12 protein-coding genes are annotated in these 15,479 nt (G+C 64.9%); 10 read left to right on the forward strand and 2 right to left on the reverse strand.

Features of this window, described 5'->3' with window-relative positions; genetic code table 11:
* Window positions 1–2 precede the first annotated feature (2 nt).
* Genes fliM through LPW26_RS07735 form a run of 3 tightly spaced genes read left to right on the forward strand, consistent with a single transcriptional unit; the run spans window position 3 to window position 2,412 of the window.
* Window positions 3–1,205, forward strand: coding sequence for a flagellar motor switch protein FliM (gene fliM, locus LPW26_RS07725; RefSeq protein WP_238733995.1), 1,203 nt, complete (start codon window positions 3–5; stop codon window positions 1,203–1,205).
* Window positions 1,202–1,636: a DUF6468 domain-containing protein gene (locus LPW26_RS07730; protein WP_238733996.1), complete on the forward strand. Its 435-nt coding sequence runs from the start codon at window positions 1,202–1,204 to the stop codon at window positions 1,634–1,636. Before fliM ends, LPW26_RS07730 begins: the two co-directional genes overlap by 4 nt.
* On the forward strand, window positions 1,633–2,412 hold the full coding sequence (locus LPW26_RS07735; protein WP_238733997.1) for a MotE family protein: 780 nt from the start codon (window positions 1,633–1,635) through the stop codon (window positions 2,410–2,412). Before LPW26_RS07730 ends, LPW26_RS07735 begins: the two co-directional genes overlap by 4 nt.
* Before the next feature lie 41 nt (window positions 2,413–2,453).
* Here LPW26_RS07735 and LPW26_RS07740 read toward each other — a convergent pair whose 3' ends face one another.
* Entirely contained in the window at window positions 2,454–2,783 is a 330-nt protein-coding gene (locus tag LPW26_RS07740) for a GrlR family regulatory protein (protein ID WP_238733998.1), read from the reverse strand.
* A gap of 345 nt (window positions 2,784–3,128) precedes the next feature.
* Between LPW26_RS07740 and LPW26_RS07745 the strand changes: the two genes are divergently transcribed.
* Window positions 3,129–6,836: a tetratricopeptide repeat protein gene (locus LPW26_RS07745; RefSeq protein ID WP_406677195.1), complete on the forward strand. Its 3,708-nt coding sequence runs from the start codon at window positions 3,129–3,131 to the stop codon at window positions 6,834–6,836.
* A 36-nt stretch (window positions 6,837–6,872) separates the two neighbouring features.
* On the opposite strand, the gene LPW26_RS07750 is transcribed toward LPW26_RS07745, so the two are convergent.
* The gene (locus LPW26_RS07750; RefSeq protein WP_238734000.1) at window positions 6,873–8,009 is read right to left on the reverse strand and encodes an FAD-dependent oxidoreductase; all 1,137 of its coding nucleotides are present in this window, start codon (window positions 8,007–8,009) and stop codon (window positions 6,873–6,875) included.
* Window positions 8,010–8,072: 63 nt separating this feature from the next.
* Between LPW26_RS07750 and LPW26_RS07755 the strand changes: the two genes are divergently transcribed.
* The 6 genes from LPW26_RS07755 (at window position 8,073) to LPW26_RS07780 (ending at window position 15,472) form a co-directional block, all read left to right on the forward strand.
* The gene (locus LPW26_RS07755; protein ID WP_238734001.1) at window positions 8,073–8,864 is read left to right on the forward strand and encodes a TetR/AcrR family transcriptional regulator; all 792 of its coding nucleotides are present in this window, start codon (window positions 8,073–8,075) and stop codon (window positions 8,862–8,864) included.
* 76 nt (window positions 8,865–8,940) lie between these two features.
* Window positions 8,941–9,417 (forward strand): MarR family winged helix-turn-helix transcriptional regulator, encoded by a 477-nt coding sequence (locus LPW26_RS07760; RefSeq protein ID WP_238734002.1) that lies wholly within the window; start codon window positions 8,941–8,943, stop codon window positions 9,415–9,417.
* Between the two features lie 142 nt (window positions 9,418–9,559).
* Entirely contained in the window at window positions 9,560–10,957 is a 1,398-nt protein-coding gene (locus LPW26_RS07765) for a UbiD family decarboxylase (RefSeq protein WP_238734003.1), read from the forward strand.
* A gap of 53 nt (window positions 10,958–11,010) precedes the next feature.
* A complete protein-coding gene (locus tag LPW26_RS07770; protein WP_238734004.1) occupies window positions 11,011–12,006 on the forward strand; it encodes a TAXI family TRAP transporter solute-binding subunit in 996 nt (331 codons plus the stop codon).
* 44 nt (window positions 12,007–12,050) lie between these two features.
* Window positions 12,051–13,970 (forward strand): TRAP transporter permease, encoded by a 1,920-nt coding sequence (locus LPW26_RS07775; RefSeq protein ID WP_238734005.1) that lies wholly within the window; start codon window positions 12,051–12,053, stop codon window positions 13,968–13,970.
* Entirely contained in the window at window positions 13,970–15,472 is a 1,503-nt protein-coding gene (locus LPW26_RS07780; protein ID WP_238734006.1) for a chlorohydrolase family protein, read from the forward strand. The genes LPW26_RS07775 and LPW26_RS07780 overlap by 1 nt, the downstream gene beginning before the upstream one ends.
* Window positions 15,473–15,479: the final 7 nt, after the last annotated feature.

The raw sequence follows: 15,479 nt of genomic DNA on the forward strand, positions 1-15,479 counted from the left end.
ACATGGCCGGCCAGGAACAACTCGACCAAGACGCCATCGCAGCCCAATGGGAAGCGTCGATGGCCTCGGAAGATCCCGAGGCCGCGGCCAAGGCTGCGCAGGAGAACGAACTCACCGGGACGATGGCGGAGCAATGGGCCGCCATGGTCGACGATGGCGGTCGCGATCTCGGCGGTGGCAAGAACGGCGGCGAGCGCGTGCTGTCGCAGGAGGAGATCGACAATCTCCTCGGCTTCAGCGTCGGCGAGGTGCATCTCGACGAGAACTCCGGCATCCGCGCCATCATCGACTCGGCGATGGTGTCCTACGAGCGTCTGCCGATGCTCGAAATCGTGTTCGACCGCCTGGTGCGGTTGATGACGACGAGCCTGCGCAACTTCACCTCCGACAACGTCGAAGTCTCGCTCGACCGCATCACCTCGGTGCGGTTCGGCGACTATATGAATTCGATTCCGCTGCCCGCGGTGCTGTGCGTGTTCAAGGCCGAGGAGTGGCAGAATTTCGGCCTCGCCACCGTCGATTCCAGCCTTATCTATTCGATGATCGACGTGCTGCTCGGCGGTCGCCGCGGTCAGGCGTCGCTGCGCATCGAAGGCCGGCCCTACACCACGATCGAAACCAACCTGGTCAAGCGGCTGCTCGAAGTCGTACTCGCCGACGCCGAACAGGCGTTCCGGCCGCTGTCGCCGGTGGCGTTCTCGATCGACCGGCTGGAGACCAATCCGCGCTTCGCCGCGATCAGCCGTCCGGCCAACGCCGCCATTCTTGTCCGCCTGCATATCGACATGGAAGATCGCGGCGGCAATATCGAGCTGCTGCTGCCCTACGCCACGATCGAACCGATCCGCGGCGTGTTGATGCAGATGTTCATGGGCGAGAAGTTCGGCCGTAACCAAGTCTGGGAAGGCCATCTCGCCACCGAGATCGGCCAGGCCGAGATCTCGGTCGATGCGGTGCTGTACGAAGCCGAAGTGCCGTTGAAGCAACTGATGGCGCTGCAGGTCGGCGACACCCTGCCGCTCGATTTGCGCGCCGACGCGCTGGTCGCGGTCCGCTGCGGCAACGTCACGTTGACGGAAGGCCGGATGGGCCGCGTCGGCGACCGCGTCGCGATCCGCGTCACCAAACCACTCCGCAAGCCGGTCACGACCTACGCGATGTTCGAACGGACCGACGAGCAAAGCAAAATGATGGAGGCACAATGAGCCATACCCTGGGACTCGTCATCGAAAGCCTCGTCGCCGTGCTGTTGCTGCTGACGATCGGTTATTGCTGGCTGCTCAACAAGCGGTTGCTGCGGCTGAAGGCCGACGAGCAGTCGCTGAAGGCGACGATCGGCGAACTGATCACCGTCACCGAGATCGCCGAACGCGCGATCGGCGGGCTCAAGCTCACGGTGCGCGAGGTCAACGAGAATCTCGGCCGCGACATCGCCGCAGCGAGCGCGATGTCCGAGACTCTCAAGAAGCAACTCGCCGAAGGCGACAATGTGCTGCGCCGTCTGTCGAAGATCGTCCTCGCCGCGCGGCCGTCGTCGGAGCAGCCAGACGCGCCGACGCTGTCGGCAGCACGCGCCAACGCAGCCGCGGCTGAAGCCTTCGCCGATCGGCGACGACACAGCGGCCTGGCTGCATGACCGCACTCCGGGATATCCGCATCCTTCCGGTGGTGCTGGTCGCGATCCTCGGCCTGGCCGTGCTGAAGATCGCCGGCCTGCTGCTCGATGGCGGCTACGTGTTCGACTACGATCCGAACGCGACCAAGCCGTCGTGGGCGCAGGCCAACCTGAACTACCCGGGCGGCGCTGCCGCCAAGGCTGCGAATCCCGAACTGTCCTCCGACATCACCGGCTCGGTCCAGGCTCCGGCGAAAAAGGAAGAACAGAAGCCGACGGTTGCAGCCCCGGAGGACGTCAAGCCATCCGAGCCGCCGGTCGAACAGCCGGCCGGCATTTCACCGTCCGAGCGGGCGATCCTCGAGCGGCTGCAAGCGCGCCGCCAGGAACTCGACGCGCGCGCCCGCGAAGTTGAAATCCGCGAGAGTCTGCTGAAGGCCGCCGAGAAGCGGATCGAATCCCGCGTCGACGAGATGAAGGCGACCGAGGGCCAGATCGGCAAGGCGAACGAGCAGAAGAGCGAGGCTGAAGCCGCGCGGTTCAAGGGCATCATCACGATGTACGAGTCGATGAAGCCAAAGGACGCAGCCAAGATCTTCGATCGCCTCGAGATGCCGGTGCTTATCGAGATCGCGTCACAAATCGCGCCGCGCAAGATGTCGGACATTCTCGGTCTGATGACGCCGGAAGCCGCCGAGAAGCTGACGGTCGAAATGGCCCGCCGCGCCAGCGGCAAGAGCTCGGCGACTGCGGCCGCGCTGCCCAAGATCGAAGGTCGACCGGTTCCCGGGAGGTAATTTATTACTTACTGCGTGCAGCCCGTGTGCACGTATTTCGATCAGTCGCAGATTCGCGTCAGTACAGCCTTGAAGCCGAGAGCGGGAGCTTCGGCCGCGGTGCCTTCGACCTGCGCGAAATCGCCGATCGATGAGCCGTGAAAGTCAACGCGAACTTCGTCGACGCCGAACACGGATGCCACGTTGGGATCGTTGGTGTGCCGACGGCTCGTGATTTTACCGTGAATCTGGCCGCCATCCTGCTCGTAACTACCGATATAGGCAAAGGCCGAACTGCCACCGCGGAGCTTTCCGTCACTTGCAAACACCACGCCGACCGCTTTTCGACGGGCCGTTTCAAATTCGACTTTATACAATCCCTTCAACAGCATAACTATAGCGTTCCCCAATTGAACGGCTGATGAGAAGTCTGATGTGTATCGATGGAGGAATTTTGACTTTCGACCCGCTCGTAATTCTTACTACAGAATTTAGGATTAGCCGACTAATTAAAATCAGATGACCGCATCCCAAACGATGCATCCATCGCGCGACGGTTGTCAGACGTCTCTGGTAGCAACGGGATGGGCGATGGTTAAACCAGCGTTAACAGCTTCCGTGGTGAAGTGGCGTGGGAATGCCTGCATGGGGAACCGTGCGGGCGGCGGTGCATCGGATAACGCAAAGGGCGGGTTCGGTTCGCCCGCCAGAACAGGGTCGTTGACCGGAAGACACCGATGGCGCGGATGGCTGCCGTTGTAAACTGGTCGCGGGCGCTCTGCTGGCGCCTCGCGCAAGTCTGCCTCGCAATAGGGCTCAGCATGGCCGTCGCCCTTTCGGCGCAGCCGGCGGTGGCGCAGGCCGTGCGCGGCGAGGCCAGCTTCGACGCCAGCGGTGGTTATGGCCGACTGCTGTTTCAGCTTGCCGAGGATGTCGACTCCGACGTGGTGATGGCCGGCTTGATCGTCGTCATCCGATTCAAGCGTCCGGTCGATATTCCAATCGACAAGCTCACCGAGTCCGGGCGCGACTACATCGGCTCGGCGCGGCTCGATCCGGATGGCTACGCGGTGCGGTTGGCGCTGCTGCGCAAGTTCACGGTCAATCCCATGGCCGCCGGCGAGCGCCTCTATGTCGACCTCTTGCCCGAAAATTGGGCGGGCGCGCCGCCGAGTCTGCCGCAGGACGTCGTGAAAGCACTCGCCGAGCGTGCCCGTGCGGCGGAGCGCGCGCTGCGTGCCCAGCAAGCCAGAGCCGATGTCAAGAAGCGTCCGCCGATCCGGGTCCGCGCGTCGATGCAGCCGACCTTCGTGCGCTACGTGTTCGAAGTGCCGCCGGGCGTTCAGGTGTCGTCGACGCTGAGCGAGAAGAAGCTGACGGTGCAGTTCAACACCGGCCTCAACTTCGACCTCGCCGACGCGCAACTCGCGGGCGCGCCGAATGTCGGGGCGATCAGCCAGAAGATCGACGGCAACGGCTCCAGCGTCGACTTCGCACTGATTGGCGGCGCGGACGTGCGCTCGTTCCGGGAGGACAAAAACTTCGTCGTCGACGTCAGCTTCCAGCCGCAGGAGAGCGAACCGCAGAAGAAGAGCGACGCGGCGCTGGTGCTGCCTGAAATCGCCAAGCTCGAAGCGGCTGCGAAGCTCGAAAGCAAGCCGGCAGCTGCAAAGCAGGAGACGCAAAAGCCGGAGGCCGCGAAGCCTGTCGCAGCCAGGCCGGAGACGAAGCCCGAAGCGGCCAAGCCTGAGGCAAATCCCGCTGCGAGCGCCGAGACAAAGACGGAGGCCAAGCCAGAGACCAAGCCCGCGGCCGCAACGCCGAAGGTTGCTCCGCCGTCACTCGCAGGGCCGCCTGCGCGGGCCAGCGATCCGCCAGCGGTTGCACCGGTCGCGGTGGCGGCGGTCGCGGGACCCGAGCCCGTTGCGGCACCAGCGGCCGCGGCTGCGCCGAAAGCGGCCGCGCCGGCCTCTGCGCCGGTCGCGCTCGCCCCGGCTGCGTCGAATGCGGCCCGGCCGGTCGAGGCCCGGCGCAGCACCGATGGTCTGCAGTTCGACCTGTCATTCGCGGCGCCGACGCCGGTGGCGTTGTTCCGCCGCGGCGAGGTGCTGTGGCTGGTGCTCGACAACACGGCTCCGTTCGATCTCACCGCGATCCGTCGCGAAGGCGGCGGTATCGTCGGCGACGTCAGCCGCGTCGCGCTGCCCAGCGGACAGGCGATCCGCATTAGACTCGATCGGCCGCAGCTTGCGACGCTGAGCGACGAGGACGGCTCCGGCAGATCCTGGTCGATCATGCTGGCTGATTCCGGCCGGGCGGCGCCGCGGCCGCTGAACGCGGTGCGCAACATCGCCGATCCGAACCGCGCGACGGTCAGCATTACGCTCAGCGGGCTCGGCAAGCTGCACCGCCTGATCGATCCGGAAGCCGGCGATGCGCTGACGGTGGCCACCGCGCTGCCGCCGCCGCGCGGCTTCATCAAGCGGCAGAGCTTCGTCGAGTTCAATCTGCTGGAGTCGCTGCACGGCGTGGTGATCGAATTGAAATCCGACGACGTGACGGTGGAGACCGCGGCCGATGCGGTGGTGTTGTCGCGTCCCGGCGGACTGACCTTGTCGTCGGCCGAGCCGGCCGGGCAGGCGGGTTCGCCGAGCGAGCGGCCGTTCTTCGACGTGACGCAATGGTCGAAGGATCAGGAAGGCCGCTATTTGCCGGCGCTCGACGCGCGGATCAACGCTCTGACGGCCGCGACTGGCGAGGATCGCTTGCCGGCGCGGCTCGATCTGGCGCGGTTCTACATGGCCCGGGGCATGTATCAGGAAGCCAAGGGTGCGCTCGATCTGGCATTGCTCGGCAGCAAGCCCGGCCAGGAAGACCCCGCCGCGATGATCGGCCACGCGGCCGCTACCGCACTGATGCTGCGGCCGGAGCAGACGCTGAAGGACGTCGCCAACCCGGCGATCGCCTCGACCTACGAGGCGCAGATGTGGAAGGGCGTCGCGCTGGCGCGTCAGGGCAAATGGGCCGAGGCGCGCGAGAAGCTGAAGTCGGTGCAGTTCGCCGTCACGGCGCTGCCGCTCGACATCCAGCGTGAAGTGCTGCAGACCGCGATGCGCGCCTCGCTCGAAGTGCGCGATTACTCCGGCGCCGCCAAGATCAGCAGCGATTTCGACCTGGTCGGGGTGCCGCCGGCGATGGCGCCGCAGCTGGCGATGATGCGCGGCTGGCTCGACGAAGCGCTCGGCCGCGATCAGGAGGCGCTGCGGCGCTACAAGGAAGCTATGGCGTCGGCGGATCGGCAGGCCGCGAGCGAAGCGAAATTCCGCGACGTCGTGCTGCGCTCCAAGCGCGGCGAGCTCTCGCCCGAGGACGCGCTGCCGGAACTCGAGCGGCTGTCGGTGACCTGGCGCGGCGACGATCTCGAAGTCCGCACCCAGCAATTGCTGTCGAAGCTCTACACCGATGCCGGCCGTTATCGCGACGCGCTGATGGCGGCGCGGATCGCGACGCAGCTCGCGCCGAATTCCGACTCTGCACGCCAGGCGCAGGACGACAGCCGCGCGCTGTTCAGCCAGATGTATATCGGCAACAAGGGTGACGACATTCCGCCGATCGAGGCGCTGGCGACCTTCTACGAATTCCGCGAACTGACGCCGATCGGCCGCCGCGGCGACGAGATGATCCGCCGGCTGTCCGATCGCCTGGTCGCGATCGACCTGCTCGATCAGGCCAGCGAGTTGTTGCAGTATCAGGTCGACAAGCGGCTCGAGGGCGCGGCGCGGGCGCAGGTCGCCGCAAGGCTGGCGATGGTTTATCTGATGAACCGCAAGCCGGACCGCGCGATCGCGGCGCTGCATTCGTCGCGCATCGCCGATCTCGCCGGCGAGCTGCGACAGCAGCGGCTGCTGATCGAGGCGCGGGCGCAGAGCGACATCGGCCGGCACGATCTCGCGCTCGACATCATCAGCAATATCGGCGGTCGCGAAGCGATCCGGCTGCGCTCCGACATCCATTGGGCGGCGCGTCGCTGGCGGGAATCGTCCGAGCAGATCGAACTCTATCTCGGCGATCGCTGGAAGGACTTCACGCCGCTGTCGTCCGACGAGAAGAGCGACGTGATCCGCGCCGTGATCGGCTACGCGCTCGCCGATGATGCACTTGGCCTCGGGCGTTTCCGCGAGAAGTTTGCGCCGCTGATGACCGACCCGGCCGATCAAACTGCATTCGACATCGCCAGCAAGCCGGCCTCGGGCGACAGCGCCGCCTTTGCGGCGATCGCCAAGATGGCCGCGAGCGTCGACACGCTGGAAGGCTTCCTGCGCGAGATGAAGCAACGCTTCCCCGACGCCAGCGCCCGCGCCACCCCGCCCGGCGCCGACATGACATCGACCGGCTCGCTGCCGGCGATCACCCGCACGCGGCGTGAAGCGGCGGCGGATCATTAGTCAGCCGGCGCCGCGCGAGAGTCGCGGACGGGGCGATTAGTTGACAGCCAGGTAGTTGACGAAGAGGTCGACCACGCACTGAGGCGCGGCGCTGCTGAAGAACAATCTGAGGTTCCGATCCGTCTCGGCCGCCGCGGATGCGCTGCGGGGGAAGAGTTGTTTTTCATAGGCGACGAGCGCAGCTTCGACGTCACCGGGATTGGCGGCGATCGCCTTGCCGAGCTCGGCGCCGTCGTACATGGCGAGATTGGCTCCTTCGCCGGCAAACGGCGACATCAGGTGTGCCGCATCGCCGAGCAGCGTGACTCCGGGCAGGCGATCCCAGCGGTGATCGACTGGAAGCGCATGGATTGGGCGAAGCACGGGTTCGGTCTCGCTCTCGGTAATAAGTGCCGTTAGTTCCGGGGCCCAACCGTTGAATTCCGACGCGACTCTGGCCAAGGCCGCCGTCCGGTCGGTGAAGTCGATGCTGCCAATCCAGTCTTCCGGCGTGTTCAAGGCTACGTAGGTGCGCAGAGTGCCGTTGGCGTGGCGGTGAGCAAGGATCCCTTTGCCCGGCGCAATCGCCATCATCGTGCCGCCGCCGATCGCTTCGGCGCTGGCCTTGTGGCGGGTGTCGGCGTCGAACAATTGCGTCTCGATGAACGTCGTGCCGACATAGGCGGGCGTTGCTTTGGACAGAAGCGGTCGAACTTTCGACCACGCGCCGTCGGCCCCCACCAGCAGATCGGTACTCACCGTCGAGCCGTTGGCGAACGTCAGCAGGTGCCGCCCGCTGCCCAGCGGTGACACCGTCGCAAGCCTGTGTCCCCAGCGGATCGTATCGGCGGGAAGTGAGTCGAGCAGAATCCTTCGGAGATCGCCGCGGTCCACCTCGGGCCGACCGCCATTGCCGAGGTCCGGCCAGTCCAGCAGGACGTTGCCAGCATTGTTGACGATCCGTTTTGCATCGGCACCGCGCTGGATGATCGCAAGAAACCGATCGAACAGTCCCGCGGCCTTGAGCGCGAGTTGCCCATTGTATTCGTGAATATCGAGCAAGCCGCCCTGTGGCCGCGCGCTCGCCGATGCTTCCGCGTCGTAGACCGTGGCTGCGATACCGTGAACGTGGAGGATCCTGGCAAGCGTCAGCCCGCCCAGACCGGCGCCGATGATCGCGATCGGGTTATTCATCACGTTGCTCCGTTGCGGGCCGCCATTCGGGACGCGCAAAGGCGCCGATGGAACGTCGTTCCAATGTATTGGAACGACGTTCCAAACATGTCAAGATGCAGCATGGTCAGACATGCAGGTGGCACGCGCCGACGGCTGCAAGCGCTCTCGCGGGAGCGCATTATCGAAGCGTCGATCGATCTGTTGGACGGCAGCGGAGAGGACGGCCTGACATTCCGGGCCCTGTCCGAACGGCTTTCCACCGGGCCCGGCGCCATCTATGGGCACATCCCCAACAAGAGCGAGCTGCTGATCGCCGCCTGCGACTCCATCGTCGCCCGCACGGTCAACGTCTCGTTGGCAGGCGCGACGCCGGAAGCGACCATTCGCGGCCTCGCTCTGGGGTTGTTCGACATGATCGACGCGCATCCGTGGGTCGGTTCGGCACTGGCACGCGCGCCTGGACGGTTGCCGATGGTGCGCATTCTCGAAAGCATCGGACAGCAGGTTCGTGCTCTCGGCGTGCCGGACGAGGAGCAGTGGGCGACCGTCGGTGCGTTGCTGAACTACATGCTCGGTGTCGGCGGGCAGAACGCAGCCAACGGGCAACTCGCCCGCACGCTCGGCCTGGATCGCTCCGACTTCCTTGGGTCGGTGTCGATCGCCTGGTCCGAGCTCGATCCGGCCGACTATCCCTTCACGCATAGCATCGCCGGACAGTTGCTCGCTCACGACGACCGGGCCGACTTTCTCGCTGGTATCGATCTTATTCTCAGAGGCGTCGACTCGTCGCGGCGTAGCCGAGCCGCAAGGGGCGGGGCGTCGCGTCGATCGTCAAATCAGCGGCAGGCACCCCCAGGCGCCGTGTTTCGCTAGCTGTTTTCGGACGCCCCTTGGATTCTCCGCGCTTTTCGGCAAATCAGGATGGTTGAGATTCTCGAGGAGCGGTCGCGTGGCGGATAAAGCGAAAACAAAAGCCCAAAATCTGTTCAGGCGGCCGGGATTCCTGGTGCGTCGGCTGCACCAGATTTACGTCGCCATATACCTCAAGGAGTGCGAGCAGTTCGGGACCACGCCGGTTCAGACCAGCATCATGCAGGTTCTCCTCGGCAAGCCGGGCCTTGATCAGGTGGCGCTGGCTGCGGAGATCGGCATGGACCGGACCACAACGTCCAATGTGCTGACCCGACTCGAAAAGCGCGGGATCATCCGACGCGAAGAGGCGGAAAAGGATCGCCGCGTCCGGCTGGCCTTTCTCACGCAGGAAGGCAGCGCGATGCTCGCCGACATGCAGACGGCGCTGGACAGGGCGCACAGCCGTCTCATCGCCCCGTTGCCGGAGAAAGAGCGGGACACTTTCATCCGGCATCTCGCGTTGCTGGTCGAATCCAACAACGGCGTTGGACGCACCGTGCTGCGCAATCTGTGAGCGCCAACTGGTGAATGTTTGACGTTGTCCACGTCAAATCCGTCAGCATACTGATCAAAATGGTTGCTCGGAGCGTCGGCCGCACGCAGCTCCGACTGCGGACAGATCATCAGTGTACTGATGAAATCGAGGAGTCTGGAGCTTGAACGAGACGACGGCAGCTCAGAGCTTGCGCGGTTTTCTGGACATGGTCCGGACCCGCTTCCCTGAAGAGTATCTCCAGATCCACGAACGCGTGGATGCACGCCTGGTGTCCACCGCAATGGTTCTCGAGCTTGATCGTGCGGGGCGAAGCCCGGTCGTGATGTTCGACAAGCTCGGCGATTCCGGCATGGCCTGCGTCACCAACATCGCCGCAAACCGCAAGTTGCTCGGTGCCTGCCTCGGCGTCGGAGCGTCCGAACTGCCGACCGTCTTTCGCGAGCGCAGCCAGCATCCGATTCCCTGTGAGTTGGTCGAGCGCGGGGAATGGGACGACATCGTCCTCGAAGGCGATGCCGTCGATCTCACCAAGTTGCCGATTCCGCATCAGTTCACTGTCGACGCCGCGCCCTACATCACCGCCGGTCAAGTCACGGCCCGCGACCCCGTCACCGGCATCGACACCACCGGCTTCCACCGCCTGATGCTCACCGGCAAGAACCGGCTGGGGATCTCGCTGCATTCGCGGCGCCGGATGTACGAGTATCACCGTCGCGCCGAGCAGCGCGGCCAATCGCTTCCCGCCGCCATCACCATCGGGGTGCACCCGCTGCACTACATGGGCTCGATGACCTACGCCTACGGCGCCGATGTCCGCAAGTACGAGATTATCGGGGCTCTGTTCGGGCAGCCTTATCGGCTCGCCAAGTGCGGCGTCGGCGATCTCGAGGCGCCGGCCGGCGCCGAGATGGTGATCGAAGGAGAAATCCTTGCCAACGTGCACGAGCCGGAGGGGCCGTTCGGCGAGTTCACGGGCTATGCTTCCTACCGCAGCACCCAGAATGTGTTTGTCGCGCACCGCATCCGCATGCGCCGCGACGCTTTCTTCCACAGCATCACGGCGGGAATGTCGAAGGATCACATTCTCATCTCATGCGTGACCCGCGAGGGCGAAATTCTCAATGCGCTCCGCCGAAACCTGCCGAACGTGACGGCGGTGCATGTCCCGCACTCGACCTGTGGGGCGTTCCTCGCCGTCGTCGCGATGAAGAAGACCGCGGCAGGCGAGCCGCAGATGGCGGTGATGGCTGCGCTGGGGACAGAACTCTACACCAAGTACGTCATCGTGGTGGATGACGACGTCGACATCTTCGATCTCAACGACGTGTTCTGGGCGATCGCCACCCGGGTTCAAGCCGAGAAGGACATCTTCTTCATCCCCGGCGTCAAGGGCGCAGTGATCGATCCGAGTTCCGACCCGCAAAGCTTCACCGTCACCAAAATGGGCATCGACGCGACCCGCCCCAGCGGCCGGGAATTTGCAGAGCGACTGGTCGTCCCGGACGAGGCGCGCGATCGGGCCCGGGCCATTCTCAGTGCGGCGGGCATCACCTTGTGAGCCCGGCCGCTGCGCGCAAGCAACTACGTATAGGCAGCAAAGGAGACGAGCCGATGAGACGATTGACCGCTTTCTGCTTCAGCCTGACCCTCGCAACGTCGGCCGGCCTTGCGGCCGCCTCGGCACAGCCGGCGGTGAAACTCCGCTTCGCCACCGTTGGCGTCGGATCGGCCTGGTACAATTACGGCGCGGGCTTCGCCGATCTCCTGACCAAACAGCTTCCCAAAGGGTCGAGCATCGACGTTCTTCCCATCGCCGGCGGCGTCGGCAACATCAAGCTGATCCAGAGCGGCGAGGCCGAACTCGGAATCAGCTTCGCGGTCACTTCGGCCGAGGGCTGCGGCGGCTTCGGCGCATTCTCGCAGAAGCAGGACAAGGTCATGGGCCTGATCGGCGGGCTCGATACCTATTACTTCAGCACCTTCGTCACCCGGGCGTCCGGGGTGACATCCTGGAATGACATCGTCGCCGGCAAGAACAAGTTCCATCTTCTGACCACTCAGGCCGGCGGCACCGGCGAGCAGGGCGTACGTCAGGTTCTCACCCTGCTGGGGTCCAGCAAGGAAGCGGTGGCGCAGAAGGGAGGATTGATCGAACCGTCGACCCGCTCGGGGACGGCCGAGATCATCAAGGACGGCAACGCCGGTGGCTGGGCGCATGTGGTGACGAAGGGCCATCCCGCTGCCACGCAGATCACCACCGTCAACGACATGATCATGCTTCCCCTGCCGGACGACGTGATCAAGGGAATGACGGAGAAGTACGGCTGGGCCGACGTCACCGTTCCGGCCAACACCTTCAAGGGGCAGACCGAGCCGGTCAAGACGGTGCGCGCCGCGTCCAACATCCTGATCGCGTCGAGCGTCTCCAACGACGCGGCCTATACGATCGCCAAAACGCTGGTGGAGAACGCGGCGGCGATGCCCCGGATCCACGCAGCTCTGGCCGACTTCGATCCCAAACTCGCCGCGGACCCCGCCCTCAACGGCAACTGCCCGATCCATCCGGGCGCGGCGAAGTACTACCGTGAAGCCGGGCTGATGAAGTAACAGCCGCCACTTCCGGATCCGGACCAACAGCCGAGAGCGAGACCATGACGTTATCTGCCCGCAATGCGCGGTTTCTGGTAGGTCTGATCGCGATTGCGCTCGCGGTCGTGCAGTTCATCCCGGTGTTCGCCAGCCGGGCGATCTACGAAATATCACTGCTCTCGGCACATGTCGGCGCGACGACCGCCATCGCCTATCTGGTGGTAGGACTTCGCGGCCGACGCAAGGAAGGGGACGACGTCCCATTGTTCGACGTGCTGTGCGCCGGCCTGGCACTGGCCTGCGCAAGCTATTTCTACATGCAGGGCGCGCGCGTGGCCGAGCGGATCGAGGGCGTCGATCCGGTCTACACGGCGGACTATGTGTTCGGCATCGTCCTGATCCTGCTGCTGCTGGAAGCCGCGCGCCGAATTGCCGGCACCGTCCTGATGTCGCTGGCGGTGCTGTTCATTCTCTACGTTTTTCTGGGGCCGTATCTGCCCGCTCCATTCGACAACAGGGGGTTGTCGCTGAAGCGGTTCGTCGATCTCCAGCTTCTCTCCGGACAGGGCATCTTCGGCACACCGATCTCGGCCTCCGCCAATATGGTGTTCTACTTCGTCATCGTCGGCGCGTTCCTGGAGCGCTCCGGTGCCGGCCGCCTGTTTGTCGATCTCGCCTATTGCGCCACCGGCCGGGCTTGGGGCGGAGCCGCCAAGGCGAGTATCGTTTCGTCGGGCTTGTTCGGCACGGTGTCGGGCAGCGCAGTCGCCAACGTGCTGATGACGGGCGTGGTCACCATTCCGTTGATGCGCCGCACCGGCTTCAGCCGCAATTTCGCCGGCGCGGTCGAAGCCACCGCCTCAACGGGGGGGCAACTCGCCCCGCCGGTGATGGGCGCGGCCGCTTTCATCCTGGCCGACATCGTCGGCGTGACCTATGGGACGGTCGCCTACGCCGCGATCGTGCCGGCGGTGCTGTTCTATCTGTCGCTCTACGTGCTGGTGGACAGCTATTCGCGGCGCTACGGCCTCGTTCCGACCCGCGATCTTCCGCTCGCGGAATCTTGGCGGGGCTTGAAAGAGCGCTGGCATGTGCTGCTTCCGCTCGGCCTCATGGTCTATTTGCTGACGTCGCAATATTCACTGATGCGTGTCGGCGCTATCACGGCGGTTGCGATCATCATCATCAGCTGGCTGCGCGCGACGACGCGGCTGATGCCCCGCGATATTTATGCCGCCCTCGTGGCAGGAGCACGGAGCGCCGCCGAGGTGGCGATTCCGTCCGCCGTTGCAGGGATCATCGTCGGCATCCTGGTTCACACCGGGATGGCGCTGCATCTGGAGCGCTGGCTGCTGGACATCGCCGGCAACTCGCTGTTCGTCTCGCTGATCGGCGCCATGCTGCTGACGTTGGTGTTCGGCATGGGCATGCCCACCGCCGCCGCCTATCTGGTGGCTGCCATTCTGGTCGGACCCGCATTGCAGAATCTCGGCGTGCCGGCGCTCGAGGCTCACCTGTTCATCTTCTATTTCGCGGTGCTGTCGATGGTGACGCCGCCCGTCGCGCTGGCCGCCTATGCGGCCGCCGGCGTCAGCGGTGGGTCGCTGTGGACCACGGGACTGATCGCGTTCGGTCTCGCCATCCCGGGCTTCATCATCCCGTTCGCGTTTGTCGCCGATCCGGCGCTCCTGCTGCAAGGCAGTGCGCTGGACAATGTCCGCACCGTCGGCACCGCCGCCATCGGCGTCTGCGCAACGGCGGCGGCCTCGGGAGGATTCGCGCTGGGACGGCTCTCATTGGTGATGCGGGGGATCCTGTTCGCCGGCGGCGTCCTGCTGATCGTGCCCAACCTCACAGCCGAGATTATCGGCTTCATTCTGCTGGCGCTGGTCGGACTGTGGCAGATGCGGCCCGGCATCCGCTCCCGCGCCGCGGTGCCGCCGGAGACGACGTCCCAACCTTCCGAAGGAACAGCTATCTGATGCGTACGAAGATCGAGGCCGGCTGGATCGTCGGGCACGACAAGGGACGTCACACGCTATTGCGCGACGCCGTGCTGGTGTACGAGGGCAACCGCATCGTTTACGTCGGCCGCGCTTTCGAGGGCGATGTCGACCGCACGATCGACGCAAAGGGCAAGCTGGTGACGCCCGGCTTCATCGACACCCATGTGCACTCCGGTCATCGCGCGTCGCACCGGTTGATCTCCGACACCGGCCGCCCGATGTATTACGGCCAACCGTTTCTCGAAATCAGCGTGCCCAAGGAGGGCAAGACGGTCAGCGGTGATCCCCGCTATCTGAAGCATGGCGATCCGGGCGCCGAAGCAGCTTTCGCGCTTAACGCCACCTTCACGGTGGCCGAACTGCTACGCAACGGCGTCACCACCTTCGTCGAGTTCGGCAGTCAGCTGAAGGTGCAGGATGCGTTGCTGGCGGAAGTGACGCGGCTCGGCACCCGCGCCTATCTGGCGCCCGGTTTCGACTGCGGCCGCTGGGTCGGCGACGAGCAGGGCCGTTTGAAACGGATCCGCGACGATCAGCTCGGCCTCGACGGCCTCGACGTCGCGGTCGATTGGATCGCCCGCAATGACGGCGCTGCAGAGGGCCGCGTCCGGGGCATCCTGGTGCCGCGCGAGGTCGAGACCGCAAGCCTGGACCTGCTGCGACGGACCCGCGAACTCGCCGACGAACTCGGGCTGCCGATGGCCACCCATGCGGCCTACAGCGTGATCGAATTTCACGAGACCGTGCGCGAATACATGATGACGCCGATCGAGCTGCTCGACAGCCTTGGCATGCTGCGACCGACGCTCAACATCGGCCACGGCAATTTCATCTCCGACAATGCCAACCTCAATTTCGCCCGCAAGGACGATCTGCGCCTGATGGGCGACGCCGGTGTCAGCATCTCGCACTGCCCGATCAACATCGTGCGGCGCTCGCGCACGCTGGACAGCTGGATGCGATATCGCGCCGCGGGCGTAAACATCTCGATCGGCTCTGATACTTATCCGCGCGACATGATCATGAACATGCGGACGGCATCCTATCTGGGCAAGATCATGAGCGAGACCTACCTTGCCGCGACCGCCGGCGAGGCGCTCGAGGCTGCGACGCTGGGCGGCGCCATTTCGGTCGGCCGCGACGATCTCGGGCGTCTGGCTCCCGGTGCGGTCGCCGACATCGTGATCATCAACCTGTCCGGCGGCAATTCGCTGCGCTATGGCCCGGTACGCGACCCGGTCAAGAGCCTGGTCGAGTGCGGCGTGGGGGACGATGTCGAGACGGTGATCGTCGATGGCGTGATCCGGATGGAGAATGGCATCATTCCCGGGATCGATTTCGCCGAGCTGAACCAGCGCGCTCAATCGGCCGGGGAGGCCGTCTGGGACAGCCTGCCGGAATGGGATCCGCTCGGCCGCTCCGCCGAGCAGGCATGTCCGTGGTGCTATCCGTCCACCTTCGAGTGCGAACCGGTCTGAGGGCGGC

The organism is Rhodopseudomonas infernalis (assembly GCF_022271405.1).
Taxonomy (GTDB): domain Bacteria; phylum Pseudomonadota; class Alphaproteobacteria; order Rhizobiales; family Xanthobacteraceae; genus Rhodopseudomonas; species Rhodopseudomonas infernalis.